This is a genomic window from Vreelandella olivaria (assembly GCF_023507745.1).
Classification (GTDB): domain Bacteria; phylum Pseudomonadota; class Gammaproteobacteria; order Pseudomonadales; family Halomonadaceae; genus Vreelandella; species Vreelandella olivaria_A.
In genome coordinates this window covers 61,623-86,268 of the sequence record NZ_JALPZO010000066.1, presented here as the reverse complement: position 1 = coordinate 86,268, position 24,646 = coordinate 61,623, and the positions used below count along the sequence as shown (strand labels likewise).

Below are 24,646 nucleotides of genomic sequence, written 5' to 3'. Positions count from 1 at the left end.
CTACCAGAAACCGAGCAGCTTCCACCATAGCAGGCCAATGGTGGCAAAAATGAACAGCTCGAAAAAGCACATGATCAGGCCGATGCCCCACCATTTGCCCAGCGTGACATAACCACTGCCAAAAATGATCGGTGATGTGCCGGTCGCATAGTGGGTGAGGGTCATCATGATGGTGGAGCCTGCGGTCATCATCAGCAGGAATGGAATGACATACTCACTCGGCACGATATTGACCCCTACCGCCAGGAAAGCCAGCATCATGGCACTAATGTGGGCTGTCGTGCTGGCGAAGAAGTAGTGGGAGATGACAAAGACCAGCACCAGTAATGAAGCGGCCATGATCCAGTGTATGCCGCTGGCACTGATGGCTCCCTGCAGGCCACTGGAGAACCAGTCAATCACGCCCAGCGCGTTCAATTGCCCGGCCAGCATGACCAGAGCACCAAACCAGATCAGGGTATCCCAGGCACTTTTCTCGCCCAACACATCATCCCAGTCGAGCGTACCGGTAATCAGCAGAATAAACAGGCCCAGGGTGGCAACAACGGTAGGGCTTAGGCTCATATAATTAAGAGCCGATGGTCCCACGCCGAACAAGCCGCCCAGTAGTAACGCCGGAAGGTCTGCCCACAACACCAGTAGCAGAGCAAAGGTGCCCATCATCACCTTTTCCTTGGGCTGTAGTTTGCCCATTTTTTCCAGTTCTGTTTTGGCAAGCTCCACCGCATTAGGGGTCTGCGTGATTTGAGGGCGGGAGAGTAGATAAATGATCAATGGCATCAACAGGATGCAGACCAGACCGGGAAGCAGCATGCACAGTGCCCAGGTGCCCCATGACAAGTGGAAGCTCTGGTTGGTTACCTGGGCCACATAGTTAACAACCAGTGGGTTGGGAGCGGTGGCTGTCAGAAACATGCCAGAGGTGATGGGGTTGGCGTGGTAGTTGACCAGCGCCAGATAGGTGCCCACTTTGCCCTGTGTGCCCTTGTCAGGTGAAGAGTCGAAGGAGTTGGCAATCGATTTCATGATCGGGTGGACGATGCCACCACCACGAGCCGTATTGCTCGGCGTGAACGGCGCCAGTACCAGCTCGCAGATCGCCAGCCCATAACCGATTCCAATCGTCTTACGGCCCAGCATGGCAATGAAAATAAAACCAATGCGAGCACCAAGCCCGGTTTTCTTCAACCCCCGCGAAATAAGGATCGACACCACGATCAACCAGATCAATGGACTGGCAAAACTGCTCAGGGCATCGTTGATCGCTGCACCAGAAGAGTCGGCGGTGACCTGCGTCAGGGTCACCACCACAATGGACATCAGCGCCATGACACCAATGGGCATGACTTTAAGAATAATGGCGACGATCGTTGTCACAAAGATAGCCACCAGTCGCCAGGCATCCGTCGTCAGGCCGTCCGGAGTGGGTAGAAGCCATAGGCCGATCAGAATCGCTGTAGAGATGAGTGCTGGTACGATACGGAAGGGAACAGTGGCCTTAAAATACTGCAATAACCTTGTGACGGTATTGAACATCTGTGTTCCTGTCATTTCGGAAGGTGAGTCCCGGTTTACCGTTACGGCCTTGCTACCGGGAGCAGTGATACTAACGTGATGGCCAGGGGGGATAACGGTTCCTGGGCATTGGCATCATCGGTGTCAGGACATCGACTTTCTCAAGCGTGACAAGGCAAACAGAAAGAAGACACCACCAATAGTCATCAGAGCCAGCAACTGAGGCCACACAACCCATAATCCCGCGCCTCGGAAGAGAATGTGTTGACCGAGTTCAACAAAATGCGTGGTAGGGGCCAGTAACATGATGTTTTGTACAAAGTCGGGCATGCTTTCCCGGGGTGTCATTCCCCCGGAAAGAATTTGCAGGGGAATCAGGATCAGAATAATCAGTAGCCCTAACTGCGGCATTGAGCGTGCGATAGTCCCCAGAAAGATGCCCATCGACGTGGTTGCGAACAGGTGCAGGGCTGCCCCAAACAGAAACAGCGTTATCGATCCATGAAGCGGCACCTGCAACCACCCTTCGACAATACCATACAGCGATAAGGTGGCGGCAAGCAGCACTACCAACCCCATTGACCATACTTTGGCGGCCATGATTTCGAAGGGAGTTACCGGCATGACCAGCAAATGCTCAATGGTGCCATGCTCACGTTCGCGGATAACCGCTGCTCCGGTAAGAATGATCGACAGCATGGTGATTTGATTAATAATTTCGTTAACGGCACCAAACCATGATTCGGTCAGGTTAGGATTAAAAACAGCCCGTACGATGGCTTGTACCGGTAGCTGGGAAGAGGCGTCGTCGTTACCCATAAAACGGCTGACTTCCTCGTTAATGATTTGCTGAATGGCCCCTGCGCCGGTGAATGCCTGGCTGACCTGAGTGGCGTCCACATTAAGCTGCAGGGTGGTCTGGGTGCCACGAATCAGGTCATGCTGGAAATCTGGCGGGATATTAAGGGTGAAGGTGAAGCGTCCCCTGTCCATGCCGCGATCCATCTGTGCAGCGTCGGTCAGCGTTGGGGGAAGGAAATAGGGCTCCTGGAAGGCATCGACGATGCGCTGTGATGCTGGCGAGCGGTCTTCGTCGACAATCGCAATGGTAGCCCGGTGCGGTGTTTCTGGAATCCTTGTGGAGCTTGAATAAATACTGAGGCTGAAGGCGTAGACAATCAGCACCATCATCGCCGGGTCACGAATCAGGGTACGCAGCTCCTTCAAACCCAAATGCAGTATGTTGACCAAGGCTCGCATATTATCGCTCCTGCTTTTTCAGACCTGCAAGGCTAAGAGCCACCACGATTGGGATGGTGACGAACAGGGCGGCAAAGTAGGGCCATAGGTCGGAAAACCCTAACGCCTTGGAGAAAATTCCCCGGCTGATGATAAGAAAGTGACCAGTCGGATACAGATGCCCGATCAGCCATGATGCCCCTTCAAGTGACGAGATGGGGTGCAGCATTCCCGAAAACTGAACGGCAGGGACCAACGTAACAATCGCCGTACCGAAAATGGCTGCGATCTGACTGCTGAAAATTGACGATATCAATAGCCCCAGGCCGGTGGCGCACAGCACATAGAGCAGCGCTCCCAGTGCCAGTAGCAGCAGATTCCCCTTGATGGGTACACCGAAAATGAAAATAGACAGCAGCACCAATAGCAAGAAGTTGAACATGCCCATCGCGACGTAGGGCAGTTGCTTGCCCGCCAGAAACTCCAGGCGTGTTACCGGGGTTACATAGAAATTGGTAATCGAGCCCAACTCTTTCTCACGAACCACGCCCAGCGCTGTCAGCATGGCAGGAATCATCATCAGCAGTAGTGGTATGACCGCCGGCACCATGGCCGGAAGGCTCTGCACATCAGGGTTATAGCGATAGCGCAGGGCAATATCGATAGGGGCGAGAGAGGTGCTGTTTACACCGGCCTCCTGGGCCAACTGCTGCAAATAGGTGGTGTGGATACCCTGCACATAACCCTGAATGGTATTGGCACGGCTAGGCATGGCGCCATCAATCCAGAAGCCCACTTCGGGAGAGTGGCCGCGCTTAAGGTCGCGGCCGAAGTTGGGCGGTATCTCGACCGCCAGCGATATTGCACCGCGTTGAAGGCGTTGCTCCATGTCATCGTAACTTTGTAGCGGTGGCTGTTCGCTGAAGTAGCGTGACCCTGTCAGGTTCAGGGTGTAGTGCTGGCTGGTGGTGGTCTGGTCCCGATCCAATACTGCAAACGATAGTTCTTCAACATCCATGGTGATGCCATAGCCGATGATGAACATGAGTACTAATGTGCCAGCCAGTGCCAGTGTGGCTCGGATGGGGTCGCGCCGAAGCTCCATGCCCTCACGCCGGGCATAGCTGAAGAGACGGCGTAGACTGAAACGAGGGGGAGCACCAGCCCCGTGGCCCTGCTCAACCGCGACGGGTGTTGGCGGTGGTTCATTCCCGCTGGCGGGTTGAGGAGTGTCATTAACCTCCTCCAGGTAGGCAATGAACGTCTCTTCCAGGGTCTGAAAGCTGCGTTTTGCCATCAATGCCTGCGGCGTGTCGCTGTCGAGCACCTGTCCGGCATGCATCAGCGAAATACGATCACAGCGCAGCGCCTCATTCATAAAGTGTGTCGAGATAAAAATAGTGACGCCCTGCTGGCGAGACATTTCAATCAGCAGTTGCCAGAAATGGTCACGTGCAATGGGGTCGACGCCTGACGTAGGCTCATCAAGGATCAGGATTTCCGGCTCATGTAGCACGGCAACCGCCAGCGAAAGGCGCTGCCGAATGCCTAAAGGCAAGCGTTCGGGTAACTGGTCGGCCACCTCATGCAGTTGAAAGCGTGAGAAAAGCTGTTCGCGGCGGATAGCGTAGCGACTCTCTGGGAGCTGGAACAGCCGCGCGTGGAGATCAAGGTTCTGGCGAACGGTCAGCTCGCTGTAGAGTGAAAAGGCCTGGGACATATAGCCGACCCGGCGTCGGGTAGCCAGATTGTTGGGGTCGACGGGTTGACCAAACAGCAAGGCGTCGCCCTCATCAAAGGGAAGCAGCCCGGTGAGCATCTTCATGGTGGTGGATTTGCCACAACCGTTGGAGCCCAGGAAACCGAAAATTTCACCACGCTCAATCCTGAAGTCAACATGGTCAACGGCAGTGAAATTACCAAACCGCTTGGTGAGACCATGGGCCTCAATAGCGATATCGCTGCTAGGGGTGCGGGGAGGAATGTGCAGTTCGTGATGGTCTTGGCGCTTCTCCTGTGGCAGCAACTGGATGAAAGCCTCCTCCAGTGTCGCCGATGCGGTTTTTTCCAGCAGGCGTTGGGGAGGGCCTTCGGCCAGTACCGCTCCGGCATCCATGGCAATCAGCCAGTCGAAGTTTTGAGCCTCGTCCATATAGGCAGTTGCCACCAGCACACTCATGGTGGGGCGCTGAGTGCGAATACGTGCAATCAGCTCCCAAAACTGATTACGTGAGAGAGGGTCAACGCCAGTGGTGGGTTCATCCAGAATCAACAGGTCAGGGTCGTGAATCAGCGCGCAGCAGAGTCCAAGCTTCTGCTTCATACCGCCCGAGAGCTTACCTGCAGGGCGTTCAGTGAAGGCTTCAAGCCCAGTACTACGGGTAAGGTCCTGTATGCGGCGCTCGCGCTCCTGCTGGTCCTGCCCGAACAAGCGGCCAAAGAACTCAAGGTTTTCACGCACCGTCAGGGTGGGATAAAGATTCTTACCCAGCCCCTGGGGCATATAGGCGATACGGGGGCAGGTAAGCCGCCGGTGTTCGGTGCTGGCCATATCACCGCCCAACACCTGCAGTGCCCCTTGCTGAAGTTTTCGGGCGCCCGCTATCAGCGCCATCAGGCTGGACTTGCCAACGCCATCCGGGCCAATCAGGCCAACCATGCACTGAGCGGGAATTTCCAGCGTCAACGCCTTGAGTGCATGTGTTTGCCCATACCGCAATGAGATGCCGGTAAGTGAGGCAATGCTCTTCATGGCGCCACATTTACCTGAAGGGCATCAGGCCATTCCACAGTGGCATCAAGCTTTACGTAGGCCGTACCTGGTACCCCGGTTTTGACCGCCTGAATATGCTCACGCAACAGCTCAGGATCAATGCGAGCACGGATACGAAACATCAGCTTTTCACGTTCACTACTGGTTTCAACAGTGCGGGGAGTGAACTGGGCGACGCTGGAAACAAAGCTGACACGCGCAGGAATAACATAGTTGGGAAGCGCATCAAGTATCAGGTGTACATCGTCACCCAGCGACACTTGTCCTGCCTCGGCGGTGGGTAGGAAAAACGTCATATAAACGTCGGTCAGGTCCACCAAATTGATGACTTTGCCGCCCGCTCCCAGTACTTCTCCCGGCTCGGCAATACGGTACTGTACCCGGGCCAGCCGGTCGGCATGCAGTAGGCTATCGTCAATTTCGCTTTGAACGCGCTCCACATTGGCCTGGGCGGCGGCGATGGCCGACTCGGATTCGATCACTTGTGAGCGGGAAGCGGCTACCTGCGCTTGTGCGGCGGCGACTTGCGCCTGTGATGCCGAGACAGCCGCTTGAGCACTTAGCATGGCAGCCCGGTCATCATCCACTTGCTGGTGGGAAATGACGTTACGCTGCAACAGGCTGTTGGAGCGTTCGTAACGCTGTCGGGCAGCATTCTGTTCTGCCTGGCGTTGATGCACCGTCGCTTCGGCAGCCGCTAGATAACTCTCGCTTTGAGCAACGTTCGCACGGGCGGTTTGTAACGCGTTCTGGCTGCGTTGCAGCTCTGCCTCCACCTGGCGTAACTCTGCCTGGAGCGTATTGGTGTTCATACGCGCCACGAGCTGGCCTGCTTCGACGAATTCGCCCTCCTCAACCAGTATTTCCTCGATTCGACCTGCCTGCTTGGTCGCAATATCGATTTCCGTGGCCTCCAGGCGCCCGTTACCGCTGGCAATGGCAGACCCGTATCCCTGAGGGGCAAGGCTTTGCCACAGTATGTAGCCAACAACGGCCAGCGCTAGCGCAGCGATAGCAACCCAGATGAGCGACTTTTTACCGGTTAGAGGCATGGTGACTCACTCAAGCGATAATGATAATTAATATTAAACGTTTTCAGGCGAAGAGCACATACAACATGTTGATCATTAATACATCATGGCATGCCGCCTATCGAAATATACTGATGTACAGCAGGATGCCATGTCCTTTTGAAGCAGTGCTGCCTGGACAAATATCGGCCTTATGTTTATGTGTTGGGTGATATTGATACAACCAAGTCTGGTCAAGATCGTGATGCGGTTACTGGCTCCGAGGAGGCTGCGTCGGACTTACTCACCAAACGTGTCGCTGCCTCCCCCAGAGGGGCTAATTGTTCAGCCAGTAGCCGCAGCTGGCTGAGAATCGGTCGGTATAGGGTGGCGGAAGCATCCAGGCTCTGCTCATCCAGGGTTTCCAGTAACGCCATGGCGGCTTCCTGTAGGTCTTCAACGGGCTGGCGCTTTTCCAGTTGCGCAGCCATATGCTGCAAAATCTCAATCATCCGTTTGGCAACCGGCACGAGAGCTGCATCCTCCTCATCTGCCGCAAGCTGGTGCCGGTGCGCACCGAGTGCCGATAAGTGGCTTAGCAGTGTGTTGGTGAGCACCAGGAAACGCAGGCCATTATCGGCATCCTGCCGGGTGAAGTGTTCCGGTTCATGCAGCATATTGGTTAAGCGAGTGGAGAAGGCGGCATCTGCATTATGGGCATTACGCCGCGCCAGACGATACGCCAGATCGTCCTGTTTGCCTTCTTCGTACTGGTGGATGATCTCTTCCAGATAACGGCAGTGGTTTTGCAGCACGTTGGCAGCTTCCCGGTACAGTCGCCTTCCCCGCCAATCCGGCAGAATAAAGAATACCGCCAGACCGGCAATCAGTGAGCCTAACAGGGTGTCGAAAAGCCGTGGCCATATCAGATCAAATCCGTCGCCTACCTGATTGAAACTGCACAGTACGAGCAGCGTAATCGATGCGGTCGCCACCACGTAGCGTTTCTCACGGTTGGCGAAAAATGCAACGCCCGCCGCGACGGCAATCATGCTTTGAATGATGGGCTGGGGGAACAGTGTGATGGATGCCCAGCCTACCAGCAGGCCGAGCATTGTACCGCTAATACGCTGAACCAGAAAACGCCGTGTAGTGGCGTAATTGGGTCTGCAGACAAACAAGGTGGTCAGTAATATCCAGAAGCCTTGTTGAGGGTCGATCCACTGCAAAATGGCGTAACCGGTAACCAGGGCGATGGCGAGACGCACCGCGTGACGAAAGGTGGGTGATCCGGTCGTCAGGTTGAGGCGTACACGCTTCCAGGCTTCCAGCAGGCTTTGGGGAGATCTGTCAAACAGTGAGCTGTCGCGGCCCTCTTCGTTGGCATCTGGGTTATGGGCGCTGGCGATCTGAGCTTCCAGGGTGGTGAGGTTATCTGCCAGGGCATTCAGAGGGCGTATCAAGGGCTTCCACTGGGGATTGCCCCGCTCACTCAGGTTATCGATGGAGGCACGCAGGTCAACCAGTGCTTCCTCGCTCTGCTGGTGGTCGAACGGACGGTTCAGCAGCAGTGACTTGGCCAACTGTCGGCAGGCCCGCCCCTGCTGATCCAGTAAACGCTGGCAGCGAAACAGCACATCATGATGAAAAAAGGCTTCGGTCAGGGCACTGTAAGGATAATGCGTTGAACTGGCTCGCTCATGGATATCCTGAGCGATGAAGTAGATTTGCAGGTAGCGATTTAACTTGCGGCTGCCTCGTTGTCCCTCAAGGCGCCGAAAAATCATCTCCTTGGCCTGGTTGAGCGCTGCAACCACATGTCCATTCTGGCGCGCAAGCGCGATACGACGTGCCTGCACATCCACTCCGCGTACCGGCTCGAACAGCGCTGATTTTAAAATCAGAAACTCACCAAGCGACTTGTAGACCCTGGCCATGCTCTGCTTGACGGGTTGGCGGGAAAACAGCGCGCACCAGGTCACCGATATCACCCCATACCAGGCCGCACCGGCAATCAGTAACAGCTGTTGAGAGGTCACATCCTGGTCGACACCGCCATGCTGCTCGATATTGATCATCGAATAGATGGACAGGATCAGCGTCCCCGAGGCAATGGTGGCGTAACGTTGGCCAATGGCACCCAGCATAATCAGTGTGAAGGCTGAGATTGCGAGCCACAAAGCGAATAACCAGGGCCAGGAAAACAGCCACTGAACCACGAAGGAGGTCAGTGCAAAGCAGGCCAGGGTGACGGCCAGAGCCTGCAGCCGCCCCTGCCAGCTGTCATCAGTTTCAGACAGTGCGCAGGCAATGATGCCCAGGAACAGAGGGATAACCAGCGCGATATCACCCTTGAGCAGGCCCAGCAGGAGGGCGCCGCTGAAGGCAATGAAGACGCGCAGGCTGTAGGCAAACTTGTCGAGAGTCCAAAGACGCCGCAAAGGCAGAGAGATTGGCATAGGGTCTCTTATGGGTCACTGTTATTAGACCTTAGTATAACCTTTGTGAGGTAGATTTCTCTCCCATAATCTTAGTGCCTGATTGGTACGTTTTCTCTTCTCTGCCTGTTGAATATCACTTTCCTGCTTGTGCGAGGCCTAAATGGTCACGCAGCGTAGAGCCACGATAGGCATTGCGAAACAGCCCTCGTTCAGCCAGTGCTGGCACCAGTGCCTGACAGGTGAGTTCCAGTGAACGTATGCTGCCACCAGGTAGAGCAATAAAGCCGTCAATAGCACCTGCAGCATGCCAGTGCTCAATAGCCACCAACGCGTCTTCAACAGTTCCCACCACTTGCCAGTGGGCCGAACCAGATGCTTCGGGACGCTTAAGCAAAGAGGCCACCGTTGGCGACTCGCGGGCCACGAGTTGGCGCAGCAGGTTGGAGTGGGTACGGCTCCTTACAGGGTGGTCGAGAGGCGGAAGCATCGCCTGAGTGATGCGCTGGGCGGGGGCGAACGTAGATACATCAATGCCCAGCGTCTGATGTAGAAACGCGTGTTGACGGCTTTCGATATGCTCGCTCAGCGACGACTGGTACAGCTCCTGCGCCTCTTCACGCGTATCGCCGAGAAACAGGCTGAGCCCTGGCAGTACCCGAACTGCTGATGCACTACGGCCATGGTGCATGGCTCGTGATTGGATGTCTTTACGTAATTCCAATGCAGCAGCCAGACTGGGGGTAGCCGCGAAGATGGCATCCGCAATGCGGGCGGCAAAATCGCGTCCGGTGTCGGAGGCACCGGCTTGAAAGAGGGGGACATCACCCGCCGGGTGAGAAGGCAGGGTCAGTGGCCCCTTGATGTCGAAAAAGTGGCCATGGTGGTCGAGGGTGGCAATCTGCTGGCGATCCGCATAGCGGCCGCGACGGCGGTCATGCAGCAGTGCTGAGCCGGGATAGCCTGACCACAGCTGGCGGACAACGTTGACACACTCATCGGCGCGGGCATAGCGCTCGTCCGCTGATGGCATGCTCTCGATGCCAAAATTTTGCTGACCATCTAGGGCGGTGACGACGTTCCAGCCTGCTCGTCCATGGCTGATGTGGTGCAACGACTGTAGCTGACGGGCGAGCAGGTAAGGCGGAATGAAGGTGGTGGAAGCCGTTGTCACCAGGCCGATACGGCACGTCTTCTGTGCCAGAGCGGCCATCAGTAGCGTGGGATCGAGGCTACTGAAGCCGGGTGCATGTGCCAGTACATCGGGGTCGACGAACAGGGAATCAGGCCGAAACAGAAAGTCCATGTGAGCTTGTTCGGCCATTTGGGCAAACTCTGTGTAGAAATCCGGATCGTGAATCGCTTCGATCAGACTATCGGTTCGACGCCAGCTGTTTCCAGTTAGCCACGTTATAGCAAGTGATAAACCGATACATAACGGCCTGTTGGTAGGGGGTACGCGAGACATGTAAATTTCCTGGTGATGAGTCGTGACTATTAGGGTCGTGTGGGAATGGGAACGACCATGGGGGTATGGGTGATGGGGTCGGTCATGATGTGGGCGTCGATATCGAATACATGAGCCAGCACTGTTGGGTGAATCACTTCAGAAGGCGTGCCCGCTGCCGCAATTTTCCCATCCTTCATGGCAATGATATGGTCTGCGTAGCGGGCTGCCTGATTGAGGTCGTGCAGCACCATGACCAGGGTATGTCGTTGACTGCGGTTGAGTTGCAGGCATAGCTCCAGCACTTCGTGCTGGTGCGCGATATCGAGATAGGTCGTCGGTTCATCCATCAACATGATGCAGGGATTCTGCGCCAACACCAAAGCCAGCCAGACGCGCTGGCGCTGTCCACCCGAGAGTTCGTCGACTCGGCGATGTTCCATACCCGTCAGCCGAGTAAGTGCCAAGGCGTGGGTGACGGCGAACTCGTCCTCTTCGCTCCACTGGCGGAGCCATCCTTGGTGGGGAAAGCGGCCTCGGGAGATCAGATCCAGCACGGTAATACCGGCGGGAGCGGTGGATACCTGCGGTAAAAGCCCCACCTGCCGGGCGCGTTCGCGGGTGGTGTAGCGCTGCAGCGGTCTGCCGTCGAGCAGAACCTGCCCCTGGGTGGGTGTCAGGATTCCTGCGAGAGCCCGTAGTAGGGAAGATTTGCCGCAGCCGTTGGGACCGATGATCACGGTCATGCGCGCATCGGGGAGTGTGACACTCAACTCGCTCACGATGACGGTGTTGCTGTAGGCCAGGCTTATGCTGTTGGCCTGCAGACGCCAGGAGTGAGGCGCCAGGGTCTGTGAAGTGAAGGGTGTGTTCATCAGTGAGTTTTCTCTATCACACGGCATTAACGAGGGTGGCGACGAGTCAAGAGCCAGAGCAGGTAGATGCCACCTGCAATGGCGGTGATACGACCAATCGGCAGGATCAACTGCCCAGGGAGGTACTGGGTTATCAGGTCAGCCGATAGCAGCAGAGCTGCCCCCATGACCGCTGCGCCCAGTATGGGAACGCCAGGGGTGCGGGTTAGTCGCGTGATCAGTTGCGGGGCGGCCAGGGCAATGAATGCGATCGGGCCGACGGCACCGGTGGCCAGCGCAGCCAGCACGACACCACAGAAGATCATTGACCGTCGGGTCCGTTCGACCGATACGCCTAGTTGACGGGATACATCGTCACCCATTTCGATCATGCTCAATGCACGCGCTGCGTATAGCGCTATTGGCAGCAGTGTCAGAGTGCCTATCAACGGTGGCAGGGCATGGATCCAGTGGCGTGCATTGAGTGAGCCTGCTAGCCAGACATTGGCCTGCACGGCGCTGTCGAGATTGCCTTTCACCAGTAGAAGACTGTTCAGTGCGCTCAGGGTGGCGCCAACGCCAATCCCTATCAGTACCAGGCGATAGCTGTCGACCTGACCCTGACGGCGCGCCAGCAGATACACCACTAGCGCGGTCAACGTTCCGCTTGCAACGGTCGCCAGCAGAATACCGAGCGTGTGCTGCCCCACCAGTACGATATATGCGATAGCACCTGTCGCTGAGCCTGTGGTGAAGCCGATAATGTCCGGTGAGCCAAGAGCATTACGCGAAATCGACTGAAAAATGGCACCGGAGACACCCAGCGCAGCACCGGCAAAGAGGCCGGTCAACACGCGTGGCAGACGAATGCCCCACACGATGCGACCCTCGATACCCGTCGACTGGGGGGCCACTAGCACTTCAATGACCTGGGCGGGGGATAGCGACATACGTCCCAGCATCAGCAGGCTGACGGCCAGTACGATGACCATGAATAGCAACACCACGTTGATGAGTAGTACCCGCGGCGCTATGCCGATGGAGAGCGAACCCAGTCGATATATGCGGCGTGTCGTGGCGATTCCCTTCATAGCTGCGCCAGGCTCCTGCGTCTTGCTAGCCCTACCAGAAAGGGGCCGCCGATTAACGCGATCATGATACCCACGCTGACTTCTCCGGGGTGGGCGATACGCCGACCCAGAGTGTCGGCGGCCAGCATCAGTACGGCGCCGATCAACATCGCGCGGGGCAGCAGTCGCCGATGACTCGCTCCGACCAAGAAGCGTGCCAGGTGGGGGGCGGTAAGCCCAATGAAAGCGATCGGCCCCGCAGCAGCAGTGGCGCCCCCCGTGAGTAGAATGACCACCAGCCCGGCGGTTAACCAAGTACGCTGAACATGAACCCCTAGCGCGCGGCCAAGCTCACGACCGAGTACCAGGGTGTCGAGCGAATGGCTCAGCAGCAGGGTGAGCGTCAAGCCGATCAGCATAGGTATGGCTAGCGGTAGCAGCACGCTATGACCGCGCCCCTGAAGGGCGCCGACCGCCCAGTGGCGAAACTGATCGAATACCTGCTCTTGGCTGTTGAGGGTAATGATGTGGGTGAGTGCCAGCAAAACGGCAGAAATCGCTGTACCGGCCAGAACAACGCGTATCGGATCGCCTCCCAGGCGCAGGCTGCTCAGCAGGAGAATCAGCAGGCCTGTCACGGCGGCACCTGCCATGCCGAAAATAAGCAGCCCCAGGGGGGTGGTGATGCCCAGCATCGCGATGCCGGAGGCGACTGCCACGGAAGCCCCGGCATTCACGCCCAAAATGCCGGGGTCTGCCAGTGGGTTGCGTGTCAGTGCCTGCATGATGACACCCGCTGCCGCCAGTCCCGCACCGATCAGGATAGCCAGCAGTGCACGCGGCAGACGCAAGTAACGAATCAGCAGATGGTCGCTTTGCGTCGGGTCAAAGTGAACCAACGCCTGCCACACTACGGCAGGTGCAATATCGTGGGTACCGATCGCGGTACTTAGCAGTACGAGAAGGGAAAGGCCTGCTCCGTATGCAAGCGGTGTCCCCCAATTGAGCTGCTGACAGTTGGAAGAGCCTATGTGGTTCAAGGGCTGAAGTTCTCTCGCATACCCTCGATGATCTCAAGGGCACTGTAATAATCGATTCGAAACGAGTTGGAGCCCAGGCCGTAAACCTGCCCTGACCGTATGGAGGGGAGATTGGCGAGGATAGGGTCGTCTACAAAGGGTGCGATGTCGTCCTGGTCACGACGCAGTAGAAACGTCGTGGGAGACTTTAACTGCGTCAGATACTCATATTCGGTACGTACAAAGTCGCCCGGCGTGTCGAATCCTGCATGCCAGTGTGGATTTGCCCCCTCAATATCAACGCCCAGTGAGGCGAGCAGGCGCGCATGGGTACCGTCATCCATGGCGATGGGATTGGTAATTCCGGGGCCGTTGTAGCTGATGATATTGGCAGTGCCGACGGGAAGAACCAACTGCTGGCGGGTATCGGCAAGCCGCTGATCGAAACTTTCCAGCAGGCGATCGGCAACCTCCCGTCGCTCTAGCACATCCGCCAGTACCAGAGTCAGCGTCTGCCAGTTGCGCTGGCCGTAGTTGAGTACCAGCGTGGGAGCGATGGCACGCAGCTCGTCAATCTGCTCCAGGGCGGAATCGGCGCCGTTGGCGGAGACCAGAATCAGATCCGGTTGTAAGGCATAGATAGCCTCCAGATCAATGCTTCCGGCAGGCCAGAGATTTTCCACGCCGCGCTGATGAGCCACCTCTGCCCACTGGGCAAAGAAAGCCCCGTTAGCGTCGGCGGCGCTGGCTACCACTGGCGCCCCAATAGGCAGCAGGATACCGGTCAAGGTGACTGAGGTGGAGAGAATGCGCTCGGGCGGCGCTGTAAGCTGTAGCGTAACGCCATCATCGCTGTGAACGCTGCGTGGCCAGCTGCTTGCCTGGGCAAGCGAGCAGACCAGTAGCCCTAGCAGAGTAAGGATTATTCTTACCTCACGCTGTCGAGGGCGTAGTAGATGACGCACTAATGGAGGCCGAAAGCTAGCAGGTAAAAAGCGCATCATGGCGTCTCCCGAAGTGCGTAGGTTACCAATAGAGGTTGACGCTGGCAGTCACTGTGCGGCCACTGCCGTAATAGCATGAGGTGGCGGCGTTACAGGTGGCGACATAGCGTTCGTCGGTCAGGTTGCTGGCATTGAGCGACAGCTCCAGATTCGTATTGCCCACCCGGCCGACATCGTAACGAATTGCGGCGTCGTACAATGTATAATCGGGAATATGCAGGTAGTTGCCCAGATCACCGTAGGTTTCGTCCACATAGCGTGCACCTGCGGCGACGCTCAAACCGTTAAGCGGCCCACCCCAGAAGGAGTAATCAAGCCAAAGCGAACCCATCCAGTCCGGCACCCGGCTCATGCGGTTGCCCTGGTATCCGTCGTTGTTACGTGTCACTTCCGAGTCGAAACGAGTGAGCGCGCCGATCACGCTGAAGCCCGGTGTGGGCGTGACCCTGCCCTCCAGCTCGATACCGCGAATCTGTACTTCGCCGGTCTGTACCTGGAAGCTTTCGTCGGCATCGTTGCGGGGGTCGGCGGTGAGCACATTCTGCTGGCGCAGGTCGTAGGCCGACAGCGTAATCATGCCGTCGATATTTCGGGGTTCGTACTTGACGCCCACCTCCCACTGGGTGCCGATGGTCGGCTCGAAAGTGTTGCCGTCGCGGGTGGTTCCGGTAGCAGGTTGGAAGGATTCGGCGTAGCTGACGTAAGGCGCGAAGCCGTTATTGAAGAGATAAGCCAGCCCGGCGCGAGCGGTAAAGGCCTGATCGTCGGTGACCGAGCGGGTATCGGTGAGGCGATTCAGCGAGTCGATTTCAAACCAGTCATAGCGGCCACCAATGGTCAGGCGCCATTGATTCCAGGCCAACTGGTTCTGTAGATAGATACCCCGTTGCTCGTCGGTTTCTTCGGTCGAGGTTTGAGCGACAAGCGTCGGCGCGAAGTCGAAATGAGTATAGACCGGGTTATAGACATCAATGGCGATAGCGTTGGGATCGACGCTAGCGGCTTGGCGGAAGAAAGACCAGTCGCTCTTCTGCCAGTCGACGCCAGCCAGCACCCGGTGGACGACATCGCCTGTTTCGATTTCTCCCTCCAGGCGGGTATCGATGCTGTACCCCTTGGCTTCGCCTTCGCCCTGTACTGCCCGCCGCGCCAGAATGCGCCCATCTCCGAGGGTATTCAGTTCCGTTAGCGGCGCGCCGCGCACACCATTGCCCACCGACGCCTGATAGAGCGAGTCAACGTGGGTATAGCGCGCGTTCTGGTCAAGTTTCCAGCGTTCGTTCAGCATGTGCTCCAACTGCCAGCCAGCGGTCCACAGCGTGCGGTCGTAGGTGTTCCAGCCGGGCTCACCGAGGAAGGTGGTGTTATCGATATAGCCGTCAGCGGCAGGAACCACAGTGCCTTGATAGGGTAGGAACTGGAAGGTGCTGCCACCGTCGTTTTCCTGGTAGGTGCCCAGCAGGGTCAACTGAGTGGTGTCATCGTTAAAGGTAAAAGTAGCGCTCGGGGCCAGGAACCAGTGCTGATAGCTGGTTTCATCGATTTGCGTATCGCCATCGCTGAATAGGCCGACCAGACGCCAGCGCGCCCGTTCGCTACCGTTGGCGCCCCCTACATCAAACGCGCTCTGATAGCGGCCGTGCTCGTCCAGCTGCAGGCGCAACTGCTGTGCCTGATCGAGTGTGGGCACCTTGCTGACCTGATTGACCATCCCACCGGGTGCGATTTGCCCGTAGAGAACACTAGAGGGGCCTTTCAGCACTTCGACACGCTCCAGGTTCCAAGTATTGAAGGCTGCCCGGTTCCAGCTATTGCTGCCGTTGGAGGGAATGCGTAACCCGTCCAACGTGACGTTATTGCTGAAACTGCCCGCATCGAAGCCGCGAATATAGAGATCATCTACGCGGTTATCGATGCCTTGGCTTTCTGGCAGAACTCCTGCTGTATAGCGAGCTGCCTCGTTGAGATTTTGTACGCCTCGCGCATCCAGCTCGTTGCGCTCAATAACCGTTACCGACTGTGGTGTTTCGACCAGTGGCGTATCCGTTTTGGTAGCGGCGCTGATGGTATCCGCAGCGCGGTAGGCATTCACTGTTAGGGGGCTGAGTTCGATATCGTCATCGCTTTGAGTCTGCGCAAACAGTGGGCTGGCCGTCGTGCTACTGCCTGCCAACAGTAAGCAGAGTGGCAATACCTTGTATCGGGGGGTGTGATAATGCGATCGGAATATCATGCAAATGCTCACCGCGATTGATAGTTATTCGCATTATTTTTACATGCTGGTCGTTTGGTGTCTTAGGCGAGGTAGGCAAAAACATAGGCACGCCCATCATTTTTCAAGCAAGCAACCGTTGCCTGTTGGAGGCGTATGGGTAAAAAGAAAGTCGCAGGGTGGCGGCACTAACGCGCTTTTCTGGTGAAGACCTGCTTGGGCGATATACCAAAGTGGCGCTTGAAGGCGGTAGAGAAACTGGTGGTATGTGAATAACCCGCCATGTCGGATGCCTCACTGACGCTAATTCCCTCACTTTGTAGTGCCAGGCGCGCCTTTTCCAGACGGGCATGCTGCAAAAACTCGAATACGCTAAGCCCGTGGGCTTGGCGAAAGTGGCGCTGTAGGGTGGCGGTGGTCGTATTCGCCTCAGTGGCTATCTGCTCAAGGCTTAGGTGGATGTTAGTGTTAGCCTTTAACCAGCTTGCCAGTTCGCACATGCGGTAGTAATTGCGCGTGCTGATACCTCGAGCGGGGCGGCTGTCTTGATTGCGGGTACAGTGTGACCATGCGTCCAGGAAGAGATCAAGCGCACGACTTTCGAGGTAGAGGCTGATTAATTCAGGGGGTAGCGGTGGTGGCGTCAACATCTGCTCCGCTAGTTCGCAAGCACGGGATGAGGCTTTCCACTGCCGAGTGCTCAAGTGTTTCTCTAACTGAGCAGCCGTTGCCGAAGTGTCGTCGATGGTATCGCCACACAGCGATTGTTCTAGCCACTTGTGACTCAGGTTAAGGCTAATACGCCTTGAAAAATCACCTTGTCTTGTCGTCCGGCAAAACGATTCGACCTGGTTAATCGTCACCAGGGCCATGGTTGGCGAGAAGACTTTATTGCTGCCATAGCGGCCTGCATTGAGCTTCAAGTGCTGGTTTCCAAAGCGTAGATCCAGCTCTCCCTCCAGCAGCATTACTAGGCTGATGCTGTTATCCAGATTAGCGTTACGTTCGGCGTCCTGTGCCTCAATACCACGCTCGAAGTACAGGCTCAGGCCGGGCCGCAGCAGACGATGCCCTCGGCTGGGTATGGGAGTGGGCTCCAACTTTGCATAAGAGCGAGGGCCATTGAGATAAGAACAGAGCGCTCTGGTCATAAAAGAAGCGAGACACAAGGGTGAGTGACGGGGTAAAGGCATCATACAATAGAAAACATTAATTGATAATTATTTTCATTAGCGTTCTTGTAGATGTTTTCATTCTTCATTTACCTGCACATTTTAAGCCCCATAGGATGAGAGCAAACTCTCATCAACTTAAAGTGTGTTCTAAAAAATAGCGCACAAAAGCTCTATGATTGAAACAGTAACCTTTCGATACTCGGAGTGACTCTAAAAAAACAGGATCACTCCCATGGATCTAAAACTACTGCTGGACTGGCGTCTTCACCTGCTGGTGATTGTGACGTCCATGTTTGCTGAATGGATAGGCATCTTACGAATGCCCCTTGGGCCAGGAACGCTCCTCTTATTACCGCTGCTTTATGCGTTTGTTATCGGCGTGTTGTTCAATCCCCACTTGTTTTCAGGCATGGGCAACATCATTCCCAAGCCGGTCAGTCATGCGGCGGGTCCGGTTATTCTGATCGCGATTCTGCCGTTTATTGCCAAGTTTGGGTCCACCATTGGCCCCGCCATAGAGCAGATTATTGCCGCAGGCCCTGCGCTTATTCTCCAGGAGCTTGGCAACCTGGGCACCATGCTGCTGGCGCTACCGTTTGCCGTTTTGGTGCTCAAAATGGGACGCGAAGCGGTGGGGGCTACCTACTCGATTGCGCGTGAACCGAATATTGCCATTATTTCAGACCGTTACGGACTAAGAAGCCCGGAAGGTGTCGGCATTATGGGCGTGTACGTTGTCGGCACCATGTTTGGCACGCTCTATTTTGCCCTGATGGCGGGCTACATTGCGTCGCTGGATATTCTCGATATCCGTGCCCTTGCCATGGCCTGTGGTGTCGGCAGTGGCAGTATGGTGGCGGCCTGCTCGGCGGCGCTGGCTGAAGCAGTGCCTGCATCAAGGGATGAGCTACTTGCCTTTGCCGGGGCCAGTAATCTGCTGACCTATGCAACGGGGCTCTATATTTCTCTGTTTATTGCATTACCCATTACCGAGTGGATGTACAAGCGCCTGAAAGGCAACTCGCATGTGGAGGCGCGTCATGAAAGCTAATGAAACCGCGGTGGATCAGTTCGACGCCGAAGCCCTGAAGGAGTTACGCCCTGAGAATCAACTGGGCAAGACCGCCTTGGTTCTGGCGGCGGTCTGCGTATCTGCCTGGTTCAGTAACCTGGTAAATGGTGCACCGCTATTGGATGCGCTGCCGGGAATGCTCATTCTCTATGCCATGGTGATCATTGGCCTGGTGATTGGCCGTCTATGCCCGTTCTACCTGCCCAGTGTGGCCTGGGTGTCGCTGATCAGTATTCTGGCAACGCTCCCTGTCTTCCCTGGTAATGGCTGGATTATTGCCCGGCTGGCTGAGGTGGATTTCCTTGCGGTGGTCACCCCGGTGCTCGCCTATGCCGGGCTTGCCCTCACTGGGCGGGAATTTAGCATGTTTAAGCAAACCGGCTGGAAGTTGATACTGGTGGCCCTGTTGGTCTTTACCGGAACTTTCATAGGTTCCGCGGTTGTCGCTCACATAATGCTCTAAGGATAAGACCATGAAGGCATCACTTTGCCTGCCGGAAAGCACGCAACTGGAAGCATGGCGACATGACTTTCACCAGTACCCTGAAACGGCGTTTGAAGAGCATCGTACCAGCGAGCGCATTGCGTCACTGCTAAATGAGTGGGGGCTTGAAGTCACTACCGGTATTGCTGGCACCGGTGTGGTAGCGGTGCTGGATGGTCGGCTGGGTGAAGGTAAAACCATCGGGCTGCGGGCAGATATCGACGCGCTGGATATTCGCGAAGAGACCGGCCTGGCTTATGCCTCTAAAACGCCGGGCAAGATGCATGCCTGCGGCCACGATGGCCATACGGCCATGCTGCTGGGTGCAGCCTGGGCATTGAAACAGCAGCCTGACTTTAAAGGGCGGGTGGTGTTTATCTTCCAGCCAGCGGAAGAGAACGAAGGTGGTGGGCGTGCCATGGTGGAGGATGGTTTGTTTGAGCGCTTCCCAATGGATGCGATATATGGTCTGCATAACTGGCCTGGTTTGGCGGTAGGAGAGGCGGCGGTACACGATACTGCCGTGATGGCGGCGTTTGATATCTTCACACTCACCTTAACCGGCAAAGGCTGCCATGCCGCCATGCCGCATCTGGGGATCGATACGGTATTGGCCAGCTGTCAGCTGGTAAGCCAGTTACAAGGCTTAATCAGCCGTGAGACGCCGCCGGATAAATCAGCGGTACTTAGTGTTACCAGTATTCACGGCGGCGATACCTTCAACGTTATTCCCGAGCAGGTGACGCTACGTGGCACGCTGCGCTGCTTTGATATGGCGCTAAAAGAGCGTCTTGAGGCGCGCTTTAAAGAGGCAATTACGCATTTGTCAGCCTTCCATGGCTTACGGGCGGCACTGGATTATCAGCGCTGTTACCCCGCCACCATCAATACACCAGCACACGCCGAACAGTGTGCAACGGTGCTGGAACGGCTGCTGGGAAGCGATAACGTACGGCGTAACCCGCCGCCCAGTATGGCATCTGAGGATTTCTCTTTTCTGTTGGCGGAACGTCCTGGTGCCTATATCTGGATGGGAAACGGCAAAGAGTCCGCCTCACTGCATAACCCCTATTACGACTTTAACGACGCGCTGCTGCCACTTGGGGCTCGCTACTGGGTGGAGTTGGTGAATACGCTGCTCGTTTAGCTTCGTCCCACTTTAATTACGTTTACCGCTAGTTGCTCCTGGATATGCCCTTATGGGTAGGGGAACGACTGCGCCAAGCAAGGCATTTAATCAAAGCGATCTCATCTAAAGAGTGCTTTAAGGAGTTTTATCGTGGCTTTCACCATTAACGTCATCGGCCTTGGCCAGATGGGTGGCAATATGGCACTGACCCTCAAAGCCGCTGGTTTTAACGTAACCGGCAGTGATGTCTTCGAACAGGCACGGGCTCGGTTAGCCGCCAAGGGATTGGCGGTGGTTGCCCCTGACGCACTGCCTGCCAGCGACATCTATCTGCTGTCGTTACCCACCTCGGCCCATGTGCGTGATGTGCTTGAAAACACTCCCGGCATTCTTCACCTTGCCCCCAAGGGCAGCGTGATTATTGATACCTCCACCAGTGATCCTGCGGTTAGCCGAGAACTGGCGGAAAAAGTCTCCGCCGCCGGTTTGCTATGGCTGGATGCACCGGTGAGCGGCGGCCCCAAAGGGGCTGCCAGCGGTAAGCTGGGCATGTTGCTGGGCGGTGAGACTACCACCATTGAGCGAGTTGCGCCGGTGCTGGAGGCAATGTCTGCCAAGCGTACCCATGTGGGCGGACCTGGCAGTGGGCATGTGGTGAAGCTTGCCAATAATTACTTATGCGCCGCGCACCTGTTGACCACGGCGGAAGCGGTGGCGATGGCGGCTAAGGCCGGTGTCGCGCCTGAAGCCTGTTTGGCAGGGATTAACAGCGGCTCGGGGCGCAGCGCGGTGAGTGAAGTGAACTTTCCTGAGTGGGTGTTAAGCGAGCGGTTTGATTCCGGTTTTACCACGGGCTTGATGCGTAAGGATTTGCGCCTGGCACGGGACGCCGCTGAACAGCTTGGGATACCACTAAGCCTGTTACAAGCCGTTGTGGAGGCGTGGCATACGGATACACAGCATCCGGCGGATAGTGAGGATTTTAACCATATTGCCACGCCGATTTTGGCGCGGACCAACCAAGCGGAGGCGTTGTGATGACAGTCCTGAGTCAACATGCCCGTGAGCAACTGGCTGACCTGCTGGCACGGTTTGGCCTGGCCTCTGTTACACCACTTAGCAATTGGATTGACGGACATTTGCTGGAGGGCGAAGGCGAGGAGATCACGCTGATCAATCCAGCCACCGGTGAGACGCTGGTGAGCTATCGCGATGCGGGCAGCGCCTTGATTGAGCATGCGACACAGGCGGCTGCCAGGGGGCAGCGTCAGTGGATGGCGCTCACCGCCAGCGAACGGGGGCGGAGGATGAATGCGGCGCTGGGTGGACTTAAAGGCCACGAGGAAGCTTTGGCTCAGTTGGAAAGCATCGTGGCAGGCAAGCCGATTCGTGACTGCCGTGCAGAAGTCAGCAAAGTACGCGAGATGTTCGAGTACTACGCAGGCTGGTGCGATAAACAGCACGGGGAAGTGATCCCGGTGCCTACCTCACACCTGAACTATGTGCGCCATGTGCCTTATGGAGTGGTGGGCCAAATCACCCCCTGGAACGCACCGATGTTTACCTGTGCATGGCAATTGGCCCCTGCCATTGCAGCGGGCAATGGGGTGGTATTGAAGCCTTCCGAGCTAACTCCCTTCTCGTCAGTAGTGATTGCCAAACTACTTGAAAACGGCGGCTTACCCCAGGGGCTTATCAATATCGTCAATGGGTTGGGTAAAACAACCGGTGCCGCGTTGACCGAGCACCCCTGGATCAGCAAGCTGGTATTTGTGGGCTCTCCCCAAAGCGGGCGCCTGATAGCCGAAGCGGGGGCCAGGCGTTTGGTGCCCAGTGTGCTTGAGCTGGGGGGCAAGTCGGCCAATATCGTTTTCGCTGATGCCCGGCTTGAAGAGGCCGTGGCAGGTGCTCAGGCCGCTATCTTTGCGGCTGCAGGCCAGAGCTGTGTTGCTGGGTCGCGGCTGTTGGTTGAACGCTCGGTGTTTGAGGTGGTGACGACCCGTTTGGCTCGCGCAGCGGAACAGATTCAGGTGGGGTTACCCGGTGACGAGGCCACACGCATGGGGCCGTTACAGAATCGCCACCAGTTTGAACAGGTGATGCGGATGATTGATGCGGCGGTTGAATCAGGGGCACGGCTGTTAACCGGTGGGTGTCGACCCTTGGGCCTGCCGGAGGAGGCGCAAGGCTATTTTATTGCGCCAACCGTGCTGGTGGATGTCACCCCCGATATGGAGATAGCGCAGCAGGAGGTGTTTGGCCCGGTGGTAGTGGCCATGGCATTTAATGATGAAGCCCATGCCATTCGGTTAGCTAACGAAACCCGCTTTGGACTGGCGGGTGCCGTGTGGAGCCAGGATGTCGCCCGTGCGCACCGGGTAGCCGGACAGTTAAGAGCAGGGACGGTGTGGATCAATAGCTATAAAGCCATCAGTGTGATGTCACCGTTTGGTGGTTTTGGAGACAGTGGTTTTGGTCGCTCCAGCGGGCTTGATGGGTTACGAGAATACAGCGTACCGCAAAGCGTTTGGGTGGAAACCGCACCCGAAGCGAGTGTTGCCTTTGGCTATGGCAGCGGTGTGGGCTGATTCAATGCCGGGTCACGAAACGCCTGCATCCAGCGTTGCAGATGGCGTAACAGCAGGATACAGGCTTTCGGCTGCTGGCGTCCTACCCGTGTCACCATATGGGCATGGGAGCGCTGGAAGAGCGGGTTATCAACGGGTCGCGCAATCAGAGAGCCGGTTTCCAGGTCATGCGCCACCGCAAAGGCCGGTAGTAAGGTAATGCCCATACCGCTGCGCACATATTGGGCCAGGATGACCATGGAGTTAGTATTCATTGCCATACGTGGGGCAATCCGGGCCTGCTGGAATGCCTGATCCACCATTTGACGCACGCCATGGCTGGTATCCCACATCGCCATGGGCTCGGTGCTTAGTTGGTTAAGCGTCAGAGGAGCTGTTTGGCTGGCAAGAGGGTGGTCGGGGGATAAGATAGCCATCAGCGGTTGCGGGCTGGATGCCCAGAAGCGTAGCTGAGGGTGTGTGCGTTCATGGAACATTAAGCCAATGTGGCTGTGATCCTCTACCACGGCATCAATGATGCCTGACGTACCAGCGATATGGATGTCAAGCTGGATACCAGCATAGCGCTGAGTGAACTCATGCAGAGGGGAAGCGACCAGATCGCTCACAAATCCTTCGCCCACCGTGAGTGAAATTGTGCCGGTTTCAAGGCGTTGGTATGCTTCAAGTGAGGTGATAAAGCTCTCGTCCAACGCGCCACGCCGCTCGCAGTACTCCAGTAGCATTTCGCCCACGGGTGTGGGGCGTATACCACCGCGCTGGCGCTCCATTAACGTTGCCCCTAACGCCTCTTCCAACAGAACAATCTGTCGGCTTACGGCGGAAGGGGCAATGTTCAGGCGCGCCGCCGCCCGTCGGACAGAGCCAGACTCAAGCGTTACGCGAAAGTACACCAACCGCTGATGAGGAATGTCCATCGCTGTTGTTGTACCTCTACGTAGTTGTCAGGCGTTAAGCCAATGATTGACTGACTACAAATACTTAAGCAGTTTTTGTAGCTTGTTCATATCAGCCGAGTCGCCTACCAAGCGCACCTCGCCGTTCATCATCCCGTCGAGAAAGGCCTGTTGAGTCGGTTTTTTGAGTATTTTTAACGCGGCACCCTGGTCGCGAAAGCGTAGCTCAAGGTCTAAATCAACAGGCAAACCTTTACCTGTGACGACGCCTTTTGGCGTCATCCGGTAAAAGCGGGCAGTGCTTAAGTCTTCCGTGGCAATCCCCCAGTCCAGACCGCGCATACGTTCCAATTGCTCACGAAAGCGCGGTTTGCGGCGCTGGGCTCGCTTGAGCATAAAGCTCAGCAGCCACAACGTCAGCTTGAGTTTCATTAGGAAACGGCGTCCTTGAGTGCTTTACCCGGCTTGAAAGCAACATTTTTGCTGGCCGGAATTTGTAATGGAGCACCGGTTTGCGGGTTTTTGCCGGTACGTGCTGCGCGCTCGCGTACAGTAAAGGTACCAAATCCAATCAAAGCAACGTCTTCGCCTTTGGCAACGCTGTTGGTGATTTCATCCAGAATGACATTCAGGACCTGGCCTGCTTTGTCTTTGGAAATGTCTGCACTTTCAGCAATAGCAGCGGCGAGTTCAGGTTTGCGCATAGTAAGGAATCTCCTTT

At 56.4% G+C, this 24,646-nt stretch carries 20 protein-coding genes; 5 read left to right on the top strand and 15 right to left on the bottom strand.

The features are described 5' to 3' along the window. The 12 genes from HP566_RS05665 to HP566_RS05610 form a co-directional block, all read right to left on the bottom strand. The gene (locus HP566_RS05665) at positions 1–1,536 is read right to left on the bottom strand and encodes a DASS family sodium-coupled anion symporter (protein WP_249976291.1); all 1,536 of its coding nucleotides are present in this window, start codon (positions 1,534–1,536) and stop codon (positions 1–3) included. A gap of 123 nt (positions 1,537–1,659) precedes the next feature. Then, positions 1,660–2,775 (bottom strand): ABC transporter permease, encoded by a 1,116-nt coding sequence (locus HP566_RS05660; RefSeq protein WP_249976290.1) that lies wholly within the window; start codon positions 2,773–2,775, stop codon positions 1,660–1,662. 1 nt (position 2,776) lies between these two features. Next, positions 2,777–5,506: a ribosome-associated ATPase/putative transporter RbbA gene (rbbA, locus tag HP566_RS05655; protein WP_249976289.1), complete on the bottom strand. Its 2,730-nt coding sequence runs from the start codon at positions 5,504–5,506 to the stop codon at positions 2,777–2,779. Continuing rightward, positions 5,503–6,579, bottom strand: coding sequence for an HlyD family secretion protein (locus HP566_RS05650; protein ID WP_249976288.1), 1,077 nt, complete (start codon positions 6,577–6,579; stop codon positions 5,503–5,505). Before HP566_RS05650 ends, rbbA begins: the two co-directional genes overlap by 4 nt. A gap of 212 nt (positions 6,580–6,791) precedes the next feature. Beyond that, positions 6,792–8,996 carry a YccS family putative transporter gene (gene yccS, locus HP566_RS05645; RefSeq protein WP_249976287.1) on the bottom strand — a complete coding sequence of 735 codons (2,205 nt, stop codon included), beginning with the start codon at positions 8,994–8,996 and terminating at the stop codon, positions 6,792–6,794. 115 nt (positions 8,997–9,111) lie between these two features. After that, positions 9,112–10,443 (bottom strand): NtaA/DmoA family FMN-dependent monooxygenase, encoded by a 1,332-nt coding sequence (locus HP566_RS05640; RefSeq protein ID WP_249976286.1) that lies wholly within the window; start codon positions 10,441–10,443, stop codon positions 9,112–9,114. Positions 10,444–10,472: 29 nt separating this feature from the next. Beyond that, complete coding sequence (locus HP566_RS05635) at positions 10,473–11,297, bottom strand: ABC transporter ATP-binding protein (protein ID WP_249976285.1); 825 nt, start codon at positions 11,295–11,297, stop codon at positions 10,473–10,475. Between the two features lie 26 nt (positions 11,298–11,323). Continuing rightward, positions 11,324–12,367 carry a FecCD family ABC transporter permease gene (locus tag HP566_RS05630; protein WP_249976284.1) on the bottom strand — a complete coding sequence of 348 codons (1,044 nt, stop codon included), beginning with the start codon at positions 12,365–12,367 and terminating at the stop codon, positions 11,324–11,326. Beyond that, on the bottom strand, positions 12,364–13,386 hold the full coding sequence (locus tag HP566_RS05625) for a FecCD family ABC transporter permease (RefSeq protein ID WP_249976283.1): 1,023 nt from the start codon (positions 13,384–13,386) through the stop codon (positions 12,364–12,366). Before HP566_RS05625 ends, HP566_RS05630 begins: the two co-directional genes overlap by 4 nt. Next, positions 13,383–14,369, bottom strand: a complete 987-nt coding sequence (gene fepB, locus HP566_RS05620) for a Fe2+-enterobactin ABC transporter substrate-binding protein (RefSeq protein ID WP_249976282.1) — start codon at positions 14,367–14,369, stop codon at positions 13,383–13,385. The genes HP566_RS05625 and fepB overlap by 4 nt, the downstream gene beginning before the upstream one ends. A gap of 22 nt (positions 14,370–14,391) precedes the next feature. Then, complete coding sequence (locus tag HP566_RS05615; protein WP_249976281.1) at positions 14,392–16,602, bottom strand: TonB-dependent siderophore receptor; 2,211 nt, start codon at positions 16,600–16,602, stop codon at positions 14,392–14,394. A gap of 167 nt (positions 16,603–16,769) precedes the next feature. Beyond that, on the bottom strand, positions 16,770–17,732 hold the full coding sequence (locus tag HP566_RS05610) for a helix-turn-helix transcriptional regulator (protein ID WP_249976280.1): 963 nt from the start codon (positions 17,730–17,732) through the stop codon (positions 16,770–16,772). Between the two features lie 256 nt (positions 17,733–17,988). Between HP566_RS05610 and HP566_RS05605 the strand changes: the two genes are divergently transcribed. The 5 genes from HP566_RS05605 to HP566_RS05585 all read left to right on the top strand — a co-directional run bounded on the left by HP566_RS05605 (position 17,989) and on the right by HP566_RS05585 (position 23,029). Then, positions 17,989–18,807 (top strand): DUF3100 domain-containing protein, encoded by an 819-nt coding sequence (locus HP566_RS05605; RefSeq protein ID WP_249976279.1) that lies wholly within the window; start codon positions 17,989–17,991, stop codon positions 18,805–18,807. Next, positions 18,797–19,291, top strand: coding sequence for a hypothetical protein (locus HP566_RS05600; RefSeq protein ID WP_249976278.1), 495 nt, complete (start codon positions 18,797–18,799; stop codon positions 19,289–19,291). Before HP566_RS05605 ends, HP566_RS05600 begins: the two co-directional genes overlap by 11 nt. 10 nt (positions 19,292–19,301) lie before the next feature. Beyond that, positions 19,302–20,459 (top strand): M20 aminoacylase family protein, encoded by a 1,158-nt coding sequence (locus HP566_RS05595; RefSeq protein WP_249976277.1) that lies wholly within the window; start codon positions 19,302–19,304, stop codon positions 20,457–20,459. A gap of 132 nt (positions 20,460–20,591) precedes the next feature. Further along, the gene (locus HP566_RS21710; RefSeq protein ID WP_249976276.1) at positions 20,592–21,479 is read left to right on the top strand and encodes an NAD(P)-dependent oxidoreductase; all 888 of its coding nucleotides are present in this window, start codon (positions 20,592–20,594) and stop codon (positions 21,477–21,479) included. Further along, positions 21,479–23,029 carry an aldehyde dehydrogenase family protein gene (locus HP566_RS05585; protein WP_249976275.1) on the top strand — a complete coding sequence of 517 codons (1,551 nt, stop codon included), beginning with the start codon at positions 21,479–21,481 and terminating at the stop codon, positions 23,027–23,029. Before HP566_RS21710 ends, HP566_RS05585 begins: the two co-directional genes overlap by 1 nt. Here the strand turns inward: HP566_RS05585 and HP566_RS05580 are convergent. From HP566_RS05580 to HP566_RS05570, 3 genes are read right to left on the bottom strand one after another with little or no spacing between them, the layout of a single operon-like run. Then, positions 23,008–23,946 carry a LysR family transcriptional regulator gene (locus HP566_RS05580; protein ID WP_249976274.1) on the bottom strand — a complete coding sequence of 313 codons (939 nt, stop codon included), beginning with the start codon at positions 23,944–23,946 and terminating at the stop codon, positions 23,008–23,010. The two genes, HP566_RS05585 and HP566_RS05580, sit on opposite strands and share 22 nt — an antisense overlap. A 54-nt stretch (positions 23,947–24,000) precedes the next feature. Further along, positions 24,001–24,357 carry a hypothetical protein gene (locus HP566_RS05575; RefSeq protein WP_249976273.1) on the bottom strand — a complete coding sequence of 119 codons (357 nt, stop codon included), beginning with the start codon at positions 24,355–24,357 and terminating at the stop codon, positions 24,001–24,003. Continuing rightward, positions 24,357–24,629 carry an HU family DNA-binding protein gene (locus HP566_RS05570; RefSeq protein ID WP_249976272.1) on the bottom strand — a complete coding sequence of 91 codons (273 nt, stop codon included), beginning with the start codon at positions 24,627–24,629 and terminating at the stop codon, positions 24,357–24,359. Before HP566_RS05570 ends, HP566_RS05575 begins: the two co-directional genes overlap by 1 nt. Positions 24,630–24,646 lie beyond the last annotated feature (17 nt).